Origin of the sequence: Desertibaculum subflavum (genome assembly GCA_003576705.1) — a bacterium.
Lineage (GTDB): Bacteria > Pseudomonadota > Alphaproteobacteria > Ferrovibrionales > Ferrovibrionaceae > Desertibaculum > Desertibaculum subflavum.
Map to the genome: position 1 here is coordinate 70,153 of QOZS01000002.1, position 12,760 is coordinate 82,912.

A 12,760-nucleotide genomic window follows, 5' to 3' on the forward strand; every position below is an offset into this window, starting at 1 on the left:
AAAGTGGTGCCGCAGGAGGGATTTGAACCCCCGACCACTCGCTTACGAAGCGAATGCTCTACCGCTGAGCTACTGCGGCGCCGGTTTCGAACGGGCGCGGACCTTATGCTGCCCGGCAGCAATGCGCAAGCTGGTGGCCGCAACCCTATCGGCGCGGCGGCTTCTCGGCCAGCAACGCCTTGCGCGCCCTGGCCAATTCACGCTTCTGGCGCGGGCTGACCGGCGGCAGCTTGAGGTCGAGGTCGTCGAGCGCATCGTCCACGGCCGCGGCGACGACCAGGCGCGTAAACCACTTGTTGTCCGCCGGCACCACGTACCAGGGCGCTTCCCGCGTCGAGGTGGCGGCGATCATTTCCTCGTAGGCCGCCATGTATTCCTTCCAATGCGCGCGCTCCGCCACGTCGGCCATGGAAAACTTCCAGTTCTTCTCCGGCGTCTCGATCCGCTCCAGGAAGCGGCGCCGCTGCTCCTCCTTGGAGACATGCAGGAAGAACTTGCGCACCACCGTGCCGTTGCGGCCGAGATAGGCTTCGAAGGCGCGGATATCCTGGAAGCGCTGCAGCCAGATGTTCCTTGTCACCAGCTCCGGCGCCAGCTTCTGGGCTGCCAGAATCTCGCGATGCACGCGCACCACGAGAACCTCTTCATAGTAGGACCGGTTGAAGATGCCGATGCGCCCGCGCTCCGGCAGGCGACGCGTGGTCCGCCAGAGGAAGTCGTGGTCCAGCTCCTCGCCGGACGGCGCCTTGAACGAATGCACTTCACAACCCTGCGGGTTGATGCCCGACATCACGTGCTTGATCGTGCTGTCCTTGCCGGCCGCATCCATCGCCTGGAAGATCAGCAGAACCGACCAGCGGTCCCGGGCGTAGAGCCGCTCCTGCAGCCCTGCCATCCGCTCCACGCCGCCCTTGAGCAGCGCCTTGGCCGCGTCCTTCTCGATGTCGAGACCGGCGGTGTCGTTCGGCACGATGTCCTTCAGACGAAACTTGCGGCCGTCGTCGATGCGGTAGCGCTTCAGGAGATTCTTCATGTTCATGCGGCACCTCGTCCGTCTTCCCGCCGGCATCGAACCTCTGATAGCTTGCGGCGGCCGCCGCGAACAGAGCGCGGTTTGGGAGGAAACGAATGAGCAAGCTGAAGATCTACGGCGTTCCGCAATCGCGCGCCTCGCGGGCCCTGTGGGCGGCGCGGGAGCTGGGTCTCGATTTCGAGCACGTGGCGACCCATTTCGCCAAGGACACCAACACGCCGGAATTCAAGCAGGTCAACCCGAACGCGCGCGTGCCGGCGATCGACGACGGCGGCTTCAAGCTGTTCGAATCGATGGCGATCAACCTCTACCTGGCCAAGAAGTACGACAAGGGCCAGGGGCTGAAGCCGAACAGCGTGGAAGAGGATGCGCTCGCCACCCAGTGGAGCTTCTGGGTGATGACCGAGCTGGAGAAGCCGCTGGTCACCATGCTGCTGCACAACGTCAACATGCGGCCCTGCGAGCCGGCGACCTATGAGCAATGCGAGAAGGACGTGAGGCGGCCGCTGCAGGTGCTGGAAGAGCACCTGGCGGGCAGGCCCTATCTGCTCGGCGACCGTTTCACCATCGCCGACCTCAACGTCGCCTCGGTGATGATGTGGGCGCGCGGCGCCAAGGTCGACATGGCGCCCTACCCCAAGATCGCGGACTGGCTGAAGCGCTGCATCAGCCGGCCGGCGGCGAAGGGCTGATCGCGGGCGGCGCGGCGATCCGGCGGTCATAGTCATCGGCCAGTGCGTCGAGCGCGGCGGCACCGTCGCCGCGGTACGAGGGGCCGTGCATGAGGGCGAGCGTGCGCGGCGCCAGCGCCGCCAGCCGCCGGATCGTCGCGCCCATGCTCGGGCTCAGGCTCGACGACCGGAACATGTCCTCGGCCACGATGGCCGGACCGACGATGTCGCCTTCGGTCAACGCCGGGCCGTCGCCCAGCTGGGTGAACAGGTCGCCGCAGAGCAGGGTGCCGGTTCCTTCCTCATAGAGCAGGCCGGCCTCCCAGCCATGCGGCACATGCGGCGTGTCGAGGTAGCGGATCCGCTTTCCGTTGCCGAGATCGATCGTCTCGCCGTCCTGCAGGATGCGAGGCGGCCGATCCGCCACGTCGTTCAACGACACCATGCAGGCAGTCTGCCCGTGCGCCACCTCGGCATGCGGCGCGACCGCCAGCCATTCGTTCATCGCCCCGCATTCATCGGCCTCGTAATGGCCGAAGGTGATCCAGCGCAGCCGCTCTGGCGGCATCACCCTGGCAACCGCCGCGCTGACCAGCGGGAACATGCGCCGCGGGCCGGTATGAAACAGCAGCGGCTGGTCGCCCAGCACCAGGAACTGGTTGAAGGTGAACCCCTTCGGCCCCGCTTCCGCCACGAATGTCGACAGCCGGAAGATGCCACTCGCGATCTCGTCGATCCTGGTTTCCATGCTCACGACCCAGTCATACGCCTCAGCTGGCGCCCCCCTTTACCGCCCAAGCCCGCGCCTTGAGCGGAATCGAGCCGTCGGCGCTGCGCGGTAGTGCGTCGTGCAGTTTCTGCCTCAGTCGCTCGCGCGCCGCCGGCGCCAAGCTGGCGCAATAGCCCGGCGCCGGGCCGGCACCGAGGGTGAACGGCCGCCAAAAGTCGTCGAAATCCCGGAACACGGTCGGAATCTCGATCGGCGCCGAAACCACCGATCTCAGTCCAGCGCGCGTCGCCAGCCCGGTCAATGCCTCCTGCGTGCAATCGGGAAACCGCCGGTCCTCGGTCAGTTCCTGCGCCGCCGGATCGAGCGCCGCGGCGGCGACCCAGAAGGCGCGCATGAACTCGACACCGCCGCCGGGATAGTCCCAGACATAGAAGCCGATCGTGGCACTTTGCCGCGCCGCGCGCCGCATCTCGGCCAACGCCTTGTCCTTGTCCGGCACGAAGTTCAGCACCAGTGCGGAAACCACGATGTCCTTGCTGGCAGTCGCCACCGCCAGGGCCTGGGCATCGCCCACCTCGAACACCACCCGAGCATCCCGCACATTCGCACGCGCCCGGCTGACGAAGCCTTCCGATGCATCGATCGAGAGCAGGCTCCCCGGCTTGCAGCGCTCGACGATGGCGCCGGAAAGCGCGCCGGTGCCACAGCCGATTTCAAGCCAATCCGAACCCTCCCGCGGCGCCAGCCAGTCGAGGAACCGTGGCGCGATCTGCCGGCTCCAGCGGCCCATATAGGCGTCGTAGCTGTCGCCGGCCGCCCAGGCGTCGTGACGGGATGCTTCGGCCATCGGTCACCTCCCGGATTGTCAATACTGCACGCGCCGCGTGATGCCGCCGTCCACCACCAGGTTCGTGCCGGTGATGAAGCTGGCCGCCGGGCTGGCGAGAAACACGGCGGCATTCGCCACTTCCTGCGGCGTCCCCATGCGGCCCATCGGGTTGCGGGCGAGGCTCTGCTGGTACATCTGCGGCGCGCCCTGCTCAATGCGCTGCCAGACGCCGCCCTCGAAATAGATCGTGCCGGGCGACACGATGTTGGCACGCACGCCCTTCGCCGCCCATTCGACGGCAAGCGACTTGATGTAGGGCACCAGCGCCGCCTTGACCGAGCGATAGGGCTGCGGCGGGCCCGCCACCTCCATCGTGGAGACGGTGCCGATCACCACGATCGAGCCGTGCGATTTGGCGAGATGCGGCAGCGCCGCCCTGCAGAGCGCGACGGTGCCGAGGATGTCGATCTCGATGCTCTGCCGCCAGGCCTCGGGCGTGTCGGCGATCGCCATGGCGCTGACATTGGCGACCACCACGTCGAGGCCGCCCAGCACCTCGGCCGCCTGGTCGACGAAGCGCGCCACCGCCGCCTGGTCGCCCGCATCGACGGTGAAGCCATGCGCGGTGCCGCCGCGGGCGACGAGGTCGCTCTCGGCCGAGCGCACCCCGTCGGCGTTGCGGGCGCAGAAGGCGATGGTGGCGCCTTCATGCGCCAGCGTATCGACGATGGCCCGCCCGATGCCGCGCGTGCCGCCGGTGACGGCGGCACGCTTGCCCTTGAGGCCGAGATCCATTCAGCGTCCCTTCCAGTTCGGCTTGCGCTTCTCGGCGAAAGCCTTCGGGCCTTCGATCATGTCCTCGCTCTGGCGCAGCGCGATGACCTCGGGATACATCGTCTCGTAGGCGGTGCGCAGCTCGACCTGGTCGAGGCCCTTGTAGACCGCCTGCTTGGAGGCGCGGATCGACATCGGCGAGCATTCCAGGATCTGACCGGCCCAGCGCTTGGCGCCTTCCAAGGCCTTGCCGACCGGCACCACCTCGTTGACGAAGCCGAGCTCGAAGCCCTCCTTCGCCGGCACATGGCGGGCGGTCAGGATCATGCCCATGGCGCGCTTGGTGCCGATGGTGCGCGGCAGCCGCTGCAACCCGCCGGCCAGCGCGGCGAGGCCCACCTTCGGCTCCGGCAGCGCGAAGGTGGCGTTCTCGGCGGCGATGATCAGGTCGCAGGCCAGCGCGATCTCGAACCCGCCGCCCATGGCGACGCCGTTCACCGCCGCGATCACCGGCTTGGTCAGGTCCCAGCGCGTGGTCAGGCCGGCGAAGCCCGACTTCGTCACCCAGCGCTTGCCGCCGCCCGCCTGATACTTCAGGTCGTTGCCGGCCGAGAAGGCCTTGTCGCCGGCGCCGGTGATGATGGCGACCCAGAGCTCCGGATCGGCGGCGAAGCCGTCGAAGATCTTGTCGAACTCGTCATGCGCCGGCGAATGCAGCGCGTTGTAGACCTCGGGCCGGTTGATGGTGACGATCAGGAGCCGCCCTTCGCGCTCCACCTTGGCGAATTGATACTCGGCCATTCTTGGTTCCCTCCGGCATTTGGTTGCGTCCCGGAGGGTAGCACAGGAGGCCCGGATTGCCCTCTACCGGCCCGAGATATCCGCCGCGATATCAGGGTGGCGATGGCAAGTCACGATGTGGTCGTTGACCAGGCCGGTCGCCTGCATCACGGCGTAGATGATGGTCGGGCCGACAAAGGTGAAGCCCGCCTGCTTCAGCGTCTTGGAAAGCTTGCGGCTCTCCTCGGTCTCGGCCGGCACCTGCTTGGTCGACTTCCAGCGGTTGACTTTGGTCGCGCCGTCGACGGCGTCCCACATCAGCCGCGAGAAGGCGCCCTCGCCGCCCGCTTCCATGATCTTGAGCCAGGCCTTGGCGTTCTGCACCGTGCCTTCGATCTTCATCTTGTTGCGGACGATGCCGGCATCCAGCATCAGCTTGTCGAGCTTCGGCTGACGATAGCGCGCGATCTTCTCCGGCACGAAGCCGTCGAACGCCTTCCGGAAATTGTCGCGCTTCCTCAGGATGGTGATCCACGAGAGGCCGGCCTGAAAGCCGTCCAGGATCAGCTTCTCGAACAGCGCGCGGTCGTCGCGCTCCGGCACGCCCCATTCGGTGTCGTGGTAATGCGTGTAGAGCGGGTCGGCGCCGCACCAGGGGCAGCGGATCGTCTCGGTCGTCGGCATCGGATCAGAAGGCGGCGTAGTCGGGCTTCACAGGTGTCAGCTTAGCATCGCCCGCGGTCAATGCCTCGCCGGTCTCGACATCTTCGAGCCGCAGCAAAGCGAGCGCCGTGCCGTCGAGGCCGGAATAGACCACGCCCGCCTCGTGCTCGCCGCGCAGCACCGGGGTGCCCGGCGCCGGCAGCGGTCCCTCCACCGCCACCTTGAACAGGCGCTTGCGCACCAGCCCGCGATATTTGGTGCGCGCGGTCAGCTCCTGGCCGACATAGCATCCCTTCTTGAAGTCGATGGCGTTCAGCTCCTCGAAATTGTGTTCGAGCAGGAATCCCTTGTCGACCGGCACGTCGCGGCTGCCATCCGGCACGCCAAGCGAAAGGCGATGGCGATGCCAGGCCTCCGGCGGCACCGCCTGGCCCTTACCGACCAGCAGCCGGGCGACCTCCTCCTGCGGACCGGCGAGGCGCAGGCCGAGCGCCGGCAGGCGCGGATCGATATAGGCGGTCACGTCGTCGATCACGGTCGCCGCCCCGGCCTCGGCGGTCAGCCCGAACGCGGCCGCCGCGCCCTCGCCCCAGGCGACCGCGATGGTCTGGTGGCCGGTCAGGTTCTCCACCGCCACTTTCGACCTGAGCTTGTACATGGTGAGCTTCCTGGCGAGATCGGCCGCCCGGGCCGCCTCGCAATCGATCAGCAGGCCGCCATGGCGGGCGGCCACGAAGAAGTCGAACAGGAAGCGTCCCTGGGGCGACAGCAGGGTCGCGTAGATCGCCCGGGTCGGCCCGACCTTCTCGACATCGTTGGAGACCAGGCCTTGCAGGAACTTGACGGCTTCCTCGCCGGTCAGGGCGATGGCGCCCCGTTCGGGCAGCAGGGCATGGGTCAGTTCGGGCATCCCGGCACCTGGGCTCGATAGCGATTCCGTGATCCCGAGGAACTAGGGGAGCTTTGCCGCCAAGGCAAGCCGGCGAGGGCCCGCTATAAGTCGGCGCATGAAGGTTCTGTTCATCGCCGGCGACCGTACCAGCGACGCGGTGCTGGCGACCGGCATCCTCGGCTGGATGGTCGACAACCTGCCGCGCGCCCGCTTCACCGTGGTCTGCGGGCCGCCGGCCGCCGCCCTGTTCGCGGGCCTGCCGCGCCTCGAACGGGTAATCCCCCTGGCCAGGCGCCCCTGGGCCGCCCATTGGTGGGATCTGTGGAAGCAGGTCGCCGGCAACCGATGGTCCAGCCTGATCGACCTGCGCGGCTCGCTGATCGGCCAGGCGCTGGTGGCCCGGCGCCGGCTGGTGCTGCGCAGCCAAATGGGCGGGGCGCACCAGGCCGTGCATCTGGCCGGCCTGCTCAAGCTGCGCAGCCCGCCGCCACTCCGTTGCTTCCTGACATCGGAGGCCCGTGTCGCGGCCGCCGCGTTGCTTCCCGAAGGCCCGCCCGTGCTGGGCCTGGCGCCGGGCACCGGCTGGGCCCGCAAGCGCTGGCCGGCGGAACGTTTCGCCAGCCTGGCCGGCCAGCTGACGGCACCGGGCGCGGCCTTCGATGGCTGGCGCGTGGCCGCGCTCGGCCTTGCCGACGAGGCGATGCTCACAGCCGCCACGCTCGAGCGGATCCCGCCCGACCGCCGGCTCGACCTCGCCGGCCGCACCGATACGGCCGTGCTGCAGGCCTGCCTGGAGCGCTGCGCCTTCGTCGTCGGCAATGACAGCGCGCCGATGCATCTCGCCGCGGCGGCCGGCACCCCGGTCCTCGGCCTGTTCGGCCCGACCCGGGACGACAAGCTCGGCCCCTGGTCCGATCGGGCCGACACCGTCCGCACCACGGAGAGCACCGGCGATCTGGCCCGCCGCCCCGGCGGCGCCTCAGCGATGGACAGCCTGACCGTCGAGCACGCCGCCGAGGCGGCCACGCGTCTTTGGCGCGATCTGCAGCCATGAATGGTATGATCCACCCATGAGCGAGTCCTATGACCTGCTGGTCCGCGGCGGCACGCTGGTGACGCCGGCGGGCATCTCCCCGGGCGATGTCGGCATCCGGGCCGGCCGCATCGCCGCCATCGGCAGCCTCGGCCGGGCCAGCGCCGGGCGGACCATCGACGCCGCCGGACTGCACGTCCTGCCCGGCCTGATCGACACCCAGGTGCATTTCCGAGAGCCCGGCCTCGACCACAAGGAGGACCTCGCGACCGGCACGGCCGCGGCCGTCGCCGGGGGCATCTGCACCATCTTCGAGATGCCGAACACCAAGCCCAACACCGCCGACCGCGCTGCGCTGGAGGACAAGCTCGCCCGCGCCAAGGGCCGCGCCTTTGCCGACCATGCCTTCTTCGTCGGCGCCACCGGGTTCAATTCGACCGAGCTGCCGGCTCTGGAGCGGCTGCCGGGCTGCTGCGGCGTCAAGATCTTCATGGGCGCCTCCACCGGCGACCTGCTGGTCGACGACGACCTCAGGCTGACCGAGGCGCTGCGCCATGGCAGCCGTCGCGTCGCCGTGCATGCCGAGGACGAGCCCAGGCTGCGCGACCGGCGCTTCATCGCGGAATCCGGCGGCGGGCCGGAGCTGCACCCGGAATGGCGCGATGCCGAGAGCGCGCTGAAGGCGACCCGGCGCCTGATCGCCGCCGCCCGCGCCACCGGCCGGCGCGTCCATGTGCTGCACATCACCACGGCCGACGAGATGGCCTATCTCGCCGACCACAAGGACATCGCCACCGTGGAGGCGACGCCGCAGCACCTCACCCTGGCGGCGCCCGAGGCCTATCAGCGGCTCGGCACCTTCGCCCAGATGAACCCGCCGATCCGCGATGCTCACCACCGCGATGGCCTGTGGCGTGCCGTCGCCGCGGGCATCGTCGACGTGCTCGGCTCCGACCACGCGCCGCATACCCGCGAGGAGAAGGCGCAAGCCTATCCGGCCAGCCCCTCCGGCATGCCGGGCGTTCAGACCATGCTGCCGCTCATGCTGGATGCGGTGCACCAGGGCAAGCTCACCCTGCTCCGCCTCGTCGACCTGCTCGCGCATGGGCCGCAGCGCATCTTCGGCATCGCCGGCAAGGGCCGCCTCGTCGTCGGCTATGACGGCGACCTGACCCTGGTCGATCTCAAGCGGCGCGAGACCATCGCGGCGAACTGGCTGCGCTCGAAATGCGGCTGGTCGCCGTTCGAAGGCGTGGAGGTCACCGGCTGGCCGATCGCCACCATCCTGCGCGGCCATGTCGCCATGCAGGAGGGCGAGCTGTTCGAGCCGAAGGGCGCGCCCGTCCGCTTCACCGAGACGCTGGGTGCATGACGATAGCGGCCGTCGTCTTCGACATGGACGGCGTGCTCTGCCGCTACCGGATCGACAAGCGCCTCGCCCATCTGGCCACGCTCTGCGCCAAGAGCGCCGAGGAGATCCACGCCGCCATCTGGGGCTCGGGCTTCGAGCATCTCTCGGATAGCGGGCAGATCACGGCGGAGGCCTATCTGGCCGGCTTCGGCGAGCGCATGGGCGTTCCCCTGACCCGCGCGCAATGGCTCGAAGCACGCCGCCTTGCCATGGCGCCCGATCTGGCCATGCTCGACCTCGTGCGGGCGCTGGCACGCCGCGCCAGGGTCGCGCTGCTCACCAACAACGGCGCCCTGCTGGAACAGGTGATCGACGAGGCTTTTCCCGAAGTCAGGCCGCTGTTCGGCGCGCATTCCTACTTTGCCTGGCAGTTCCGCACCGCGAAGCCTGACCCGGCGATCTTCCGCGCGCTCTGCCAGCGCCTCGGCACCCCGCCGGAGGAGACCTTCTTCCTGGACGACGAGCCGGAAAATGCTGAGGGCGCTCGCGCCGCCGGTCTGATCGGTCATCACTTCACGGGCATCCAGGCGCTGCGCGGCGAACTGGCGCAGCACGGATTGCCGTGAAGCTGCGCGGTACCTGCTAGGCTCTTTCCATGCGCCGCCCCGTCCGCCCGTTTGCGACCTGGCTCGCCGTCTTCGCCCTGGCGGCGCAGACGGTCGCCTTTGCGCTGCACGGCCCGCTGCGCGTGCTCGCCGGCGCCGATGGCGGCCTCGTCATCTGCACGGCGGAGGGGCTGAAGCGGATCGGCCCCGGCCAATCGGAGAAGCCGGCGCGCGGCGCCGATCACGCCTGCACCGCCTGCGTTACCTTGGCCGCCACGGCGATCCCGCCGGCCATGCCGCCGGCTGCGGCCATCGCCTATGTGCCCTTGGACACCGGCACGGGGGCGTTCAGGCCAGCCGCTCCTCGACGCCCCGCCTCGGGCCCCGCGCAGCCGCGCGCCCCGCCGCTTCCGGTCTGATGCCACGCCACCACCCTGCATCCAGACCCGCGGGCGCCTGCCCGCCTTGCCATCAGGAACGACCATGCGACTGAAATCCCTCCTCATCGCCGCCGCGCTCGCCGGATTCGCCACGCTCGCCCACGCGCAGGGGCAGATCACCGTCAAGGAGCCCTATGCCCGTGCCACCATCGGTCAGGCCAAGGTCTCCGCCGCCTATATGACGATCGAAACCAGTACCGGGCCGGATCGGCTCATCGCCGCCGCCTCGCCGGTCGCCGGCACGGTCGAGCTGCACACCCATCTGCACGAGGGCGGCGTGATGAAGATGCGCCAGGTCGAGGCGATCGAGCTGGCGCCCGGCAAGCCCGCCGTGCTCGAAACCGGCGGCTACCACATCATGATGCTGGACCTGAAACAGCCCCTGAAAGCCGGCGAGACCATCCTGCTCACCCTCACCTTCGAGAAGGCCGGCAAGGTCGAGGTCCAGGTGCCGGTGCGCCCCCTCAGGGCGGGCCACCAGCGCCATTGAGCGCGCTATAAAGGAAGGACAGAGCCTGGAGGAGAGCCCCGCGTGAGCCTGACCGTCGCCATCCAGATGGACCCGATGGAAGCCGTCAATATCGACGGCGATTCCACCTTTGTCTTGGCCATGGAGGCGCAAGCGCGGGGCTACCGCCTGTACCACTACCTGCCGCGCGACATGTCGATGAAGGACGGCCGCGTCACGGCGCGGGCCCAGCCGCTGCAGGTCCGCCGCGAGCGCGGCAACCACCATACTTTCGGCGCGGCCGAGGTGATCGAGCCCGGCAGATGCGATGTCGTGCTGCTGCGCCAGGACCCGCCCTTCGACATGGCCTATATCACCACCACGCATCTGCTGGAGAAGGTGAACCAGACGGCGCTGGTGGTGAACGATCCGGTCAGCGTGCGGAACGCGCCGGAAAAGCTGTTCGTCACTCACTTCCCCGACCTGATGCCGCAGACCCTGATTTCCGCCGACCCGGCGGAGATCCGCGCCTTCCGCGCCGAGCACAAGGACATCATCCTGAAGCCGCTCTACGGCAATGGCGGCGCCGGCGTGTTCCATGTGAAGCCCGACGACGAGAACCTGAACTCGCTGCTGGAGATGTTCACCCAGCTTTACCGCGAGCCGATCATGGTGCAGCGCTACGAGCCCAAGGTGCGCGAGGGCGACAAGCGCGTCATCCTGATCGACGGCGTCGCCGCCGGCGCGGTTAACCGCGTGCCGGCCGCTGGTGAGGCGCGGTCCAACATGCATGTCGGCGGCAAGCCGGTGAAGTCGCCGATGAGCAAGCGCGACCTCGAGATCTGCGAGCGCATCGGGCCGGAGCTGAAGCGGCTCGGCCTCGTCTTCGTCGGCATCGACGTGATCGGCGACTACATCACCGAGATCAACGTCACCTCGCCCACCGGCCTGCAGGAGATCAACCGCTTCGACGGCGTGAAGCTGGAAGCGAAGATCTGGGACGCCATCGAACGGCGGTTGGGCGAACGCAAGAAATAGCTCCGTGATCCGCGCCCTGATGGTCGATGTCGACGGCGTCCTCGTGCGCGGGCGGCGCGGCGACGGGCGGCACTGGTCGACCGACCTCGCGGCCGATCTCAGCCTCGACCCCACCAGACTGCAGCGCGAATTCTTCGCCGTTCATTGGGAGGCAATCGTCCTGGGTCGGGCTGCGTTGCGCGAGAAGCTGGCGCCGGTGCTCGCGCGCATTGCACCGAAGATCTCCGCCGACCGGGTGATCGAATACTGGTTCGCGACCGATGCCCGGCTCAATGAGCGCCTGCTTGCCGACCTCGCCGCAGCACGCGCCGACGGCTTGCAGGTGCACCTCGTCACCAACCAGGAACACGAACGCGCCCGCTACCTCTTGCGGGAGCTCCGCTTGGGCGAGGCGATCGACGGCTGCCACTACTCGGCGGCGCTCGGCTGCCGCAAGCCCGAGGCGCGGTTCTTCGAGACGGTAGCGCGCCGGGTCGAATTCGCTCCGGCCGAGCTACTGTTGATCGACGACGTCGAGGAGAATGTCACGGCAGCGAAGACCGCAGGATGGCGGGCCGTGCGGTGGATGCCGGACAGCGTCCTCAGCGAGGCGCTGCGGATCGCCTGAGCTAGCCGACCCGCCGCACCGAGAGCGGCGGCGGCGACCTGAGCTGGGCGAGGTGCGCGACCAGGCGCATTTCCTTCTGCCCCTGGCTCGCAGCCAGCACCACGGCGACGGCCGAGACGGCACGGGCCAGCGCGTTGGGCGGCGCCGCGCCATGCGCGAGATGGCCGAGCAGCAAGCCGGCCAGAAGGTCACCCGAGCCTTGCGGCACCGGCTCGATCCGCGGCGTGGCGGCGAGCCAGGCCGCCTCCGCCGTCACCGCCAGAGTCTCGACCGCGTGGTGCTCGGGGTCCCCGCGTCTGAGCGAGGTCACGACCACGAGCTTCGGCCCACGCGCGATCAGGGCACGCGCGGCGGCAATCGCCTGGTCGAGCGTCGCCACCGCTGCGCCGGCAAGCCGCTCCAGCTCGAAATGGTTCGGCGTGATCGCATCGGCGAGCGGCAGCAGGCGGTCGCGCATCGCCGCTTCCACCCCGTCGCGGACATAGACACGGCCAGCATCGCCGAGCACGGGATCGCAAAGATAGATCGCGCCGGGATTGGCCGCCCGCACACGCCGCACCGCATCGACCACGGTATCTGCCGTGCCGGGATGACCGAGATAGCCGGACAGAACGCCGACCGCTGGCTTCAGCGCGCCGACCCCATCGAGCCCGGCCACCAAAGCCGTTGTCTCCGCCGGCTCCAGCGCCCGCCCCGCCGGCGGCCCGTGCCCCGGATGATGCGCGAGCAAGACCGTCGGCACTGCCAGCACCTCGAAGCCGAGCGCGTTCAGCGCTGGCACGATGGCTGCATTGCCGACATGACCGTAGGCAACTTGGCTCGAGATCGAGAGAATGACCGGATCGGGCATGCCGTAGATTAGCCTG

General features: G+C 68.9%; 16 protein-coding genes and 1 tRNA gene. 8 read left to right on the forward strand and 9 right to left on the reverse strand.

The genetic code is table 11. The features are described from left to right. Positions 1-4 precede the first annotated feature (4 nt). Positions 5-79 (reverse strand) — tRNA-Thr (locus tag DT074_RS01600). Between the two features lie 66 nt (positions 80-145). Next, positions 146-1,039: a polyphosphate kinase 2 family protein gene (locus DT074_RS01605; protein ID WP_119418049.1), complete on the reverse strand. Its 894-nt coding sequence runs from the start codon at positions 1,037-1,039 to the stop codon at positions 146-148. Between the two features lie 89 nt (positions 1,040-1,128). On the opposite strand from DT074_RS01605, the gene DT074_RS01610 reads away from it, so the two are divergent. Next, complete coding sequence (locus DT074_RS01610) at positions 1,129-1,725, forward strand: glutathione S-transferase family protein (RefSeq protein ID WP_119418050.1); 597 nt, start codon at positions 1,129-1,131, stop codon at positions 1,723-1,725. Here DT074_RS01610 and DT074_RS01615 read toward each other — a convergent pair. The 6 genes from DT074_RS01615 to ygfZ form a co-directional block, all read right to left on the reverse strand. Next, positions 1,700-2,452 (reverse strand): oxygen-binding di-iron domain-containing protein, encoded by a 753-nt coding sequence (locus tag DT074_RS01615; protein WP_119418051.1) that lies wholly within the window; start codon positions 2,450-2,452, stop codon positions 1,700-1,702. The two genes, DT074_RS01610 and DT074_RS01615, sit on opposite strands and share 26 nt — an antisense overlap. Before the next feature lie 22 nt (positions 2,453-2,474). After that, entirely contained in the window at positions 2,475-3,281 is an 807-nt protein-coding gene (locus tag DT074_RS01620) for a class I SAM-dependent methyltransferase (protein WP_119418052.1), read from the reverse strand. Between the two features lie 18 nt (positions 3,282-3,299). Continuing rightward, the gene (locus DT074_RS01625) at positions 3,300-4,058 is read right to left on the reverse strand and encodes an SDR family NAD(P)-dependent oxidoreductase (protein WP_119418053.1); all 759 of its coding nucleotides are present in this window, start codon (positions 4,056-4,058) and stop codon (positions 3,300-3,302) included. Further along, positions 4,059-4,838, reverse strand: coding sequence for an enoyl-CoA hydratase-related protein (locus DT074_RS01630; protein ID WP_119418054.1), 780 nt, complete (start codon positions 4,836-4,838; stop codon positions 4,059-4,061). Positions 4,839-4,901: 63 nt separating this feature from the next. Next, entirely contained in the window at positions 4,902-5,501 is a 600-nt protein-coding gene (locus tag DT074_RS01635) for a DNA-3-methyladenine glycosylase I (RefSeq protein WP_119418055.1), read from the reverse strand. Positions 5,502-5,505: 4 nt separating this feature from the next. Continuing rightward, positions 5,506-6,390, reverse strand: a complete 885-nt coding sequence (gene ygfZ / locus DT074_RS01640; protein WP_119418056.1) for a CAF17-like 4Fe-4S cluster assembly/insertion protein YgfZ — start codon at positions 6,388-6,390, stop codon at positions 5,506-5,508. Positions 6,391-6,487: 97 nt separating this feature from the next. Here ygfZ and DT074_RS01645 point away from each other — a divergent pair, with 97 nt between their 5' ends. The 7 genes from DT074_RS01645 to DT074_RS01675 all read left to right on the forward strand — a co-directional run bounded on the left by DT074_RS01645 (position 6,488) and on the right by DT074_RS01675 (position 11,894). Continuing rightward, positions 6,488-7,426, forward strand: a complete 939-nt coding sequence (locus DT074_RS01645) for a glycosyltransferase family 9 protein (protein WP_119418057.1) — start codon at positions 6,488-6,490, stop codon at positions 7,424-7,426. Between the two features lie 16 nt (positions 7,427-7,442). Beyond that, a complete protein-coding gene (locus DT074_RS01650) occupies positions 7,443-8,777 on the forward strand; it encodes a dihydroorotase (RefSeq protein WP_119418058.1) in 1,335 nt (444 codons plus the stop codon). Next, positions 8,774-9,382, forward strand: coding sequence for an HAD family hydrolase (locus DT074_RS01655; protein ID WP_119418059.1), 609 nt, complete (start codon positions 8,774-8,776; stop codon positions 9,380-9,382). Before DT074_RS01650 ends, DT074_RS01655 begins: the two co-directional genes overlap by 4 nt. A gap of 29 nt (positions 9,383-9,411) precedes the next feature. Then, positions 9,412-9,780, forward strand: coding sequence for a DUF2946 family protein (locus DT074_RS01660; RefSeq protein ID WP_119418060.1), 369 nt, complete (start codon positions 9,412-9,414; stop codon positions 9,778-9,780). Between the two features lie 64 nt (positions 9,781-9,844). Continuing rightward, the gene (locus tag DT074_RS01665; RefSeq protein WP_119418061.1) at positions 9,845-10,291 is read left to right on the forward strand and encodes a copper chaperone PCu(A)C; all 447 of its coding nucleotides are present in this window, start codon (positions 9,845-9,847) and stop codon (positions 10,289-10,291) included. 42 nt (positions 10,292-10,333) lie between these two features. After that, positions 10,334-11,287 carry a glutathione synthase gene (gene gshB / locus DT074_RS01670; RefSeq protein ID WP_119418062.1) on the forward strand — a complete coding sequence of 318 codons (954 nt, stop codon included), beginning with the start codon at positions 10,334-10,336 and terminating at the stop codon, positions 11,285-11,287. Between the two features lie 4 nt (positions 11,288-11,291). Further along, the gene (locus DT074_RS01675; protein ID WP_368744371.1) at positions 11,292-11,894 is read left to right on the forward strand and encodes an HAD family hydrolase; all 603 of its coding nucleotides are present in this window, start codon (positions 11,292-11,294) and stop codon (positions 11,892-11,894) included. A gap of 1 nt (position 11,895) precedes the next feature. Here DT074_RS01675 and pdxY read toward each other — a convergent pair whose 3' ends face one another. Next, the gene (gene pdxY, locus DT074_RS01680) at positions 11,896-12,744 is read right to left on the reverse strand and encodes a pyridoxal kinase (RefSeq protein ID WP_162914549.1); all 849 of its coding nucleotides are present in this window, start codon (positions 12,742-12,744) and stop codon (positions 11,896-11,898) included. Positions 12,745-12,760: the final 16 nt, after the last annotated feature.

Excerpts from the sequence above, each read along its gene's own strand:
- DT074_RS01665 (WP_119418061.1), top strand. The coding sequence starts at position 9,845 with ATGCGACTGAAATCCCTCCTCATCGCCGCCGCGCTCGCCGGATTCGCC.
- DT074_RS01655 (WP_119418059.1), top strand. The coding sequence starts at position 8,774 with ATGACGATAGCGGCCGTCGTCTTCGACATGGACGGCGTGCTCTGCCGC.
- DT074_RS01645 (WP_119418057.1), top strand. The coding sequence starts at position 6,488 with ATGAAGGTTCTGTTCATCGCCGGCGACCGTACCAGCGACGCGGTGCTG.
- DT074_RS01625 (WP_119418053.1), bottom strand. The coding sequence starts at position 4,058 with ATGGATCTCGGCCTCAAGGGCAAGCGTGCCGCCGTCACCGGCGGCACG.
- DT074_RS01620 (WP_119418052.1), bottom strand. The coding sequence starts at position 3,281 with ATGGCCGAAGCATCCCGTCACGACGCCTGGGCGGCCGGCGACAGCTAC.
- DT074_RS01605 (WP_119418049.1), bottom strand. The coding sequence starts at position 1,039 with ATGAACATGAAGAATCTCCTGAAGCGCTACCGCATCGACGACGGCCGC.
- pdxY (WP_162914549.1), bottom strand. The coding sequence starts at position 12,744 with ATGCCCGATCCGGTCATTCTCTCGATCTCGAGCCAAGTTGCCTACGGT.
- ygfZ (WP_119418056.1), bottom strand. The coding sequence starts at position 6,390 with ATGCCCGAACTGACCCATGCCCTGCTGCCCGAACGGGGCGCCATCGCC.
- DT074_RS01635 (WP_119418055.1), bottom strand. The coding sequence starts at position 5,501 with ATGCCGACGACCGAGACGATCCGCTGCCCCTGGTGCGGCGCCGACCCG.
- DT074_RS01615 (WP_119418051.1), bottom strand. The coding sequence starts at position 2,452 with ATGGAAACCAGGATCGACGAGATCGCGAGTGGCATCTTCCGGCTGTCG.
- DT074_RS01660 (WP_119418060.1), top strand. The coding sequence starts at position 9,412 with ATGCGCCGCCCCGTCCGCCCGTTTGCGACCTGGCTCGCCGTCTTCGCC.
- DT074_RS01610 (WP_119418050.1), top strand. The coding sequence starts at position 1,129 with ATGAGCAAGCTGAAGATCTACGGCGTTCCGCAATCGCGCGCCTCGCGG.
- DT074_RS01630 (WP_119418054.1), bottom strand. The coding sequence starts at position 4,838 with ATGGCCGAGTATCAATTCGCCAAGGTGGAGCGCGAAGGGCGGCTCCTG.
- DT074_RS01650 (WP_119418058.1), top strand. The coding sequence starts at position 7,443 with ATGAGCGAGTCCTATGACCTGCTGGTCCGCGGCGGCACGCTGGTGACG.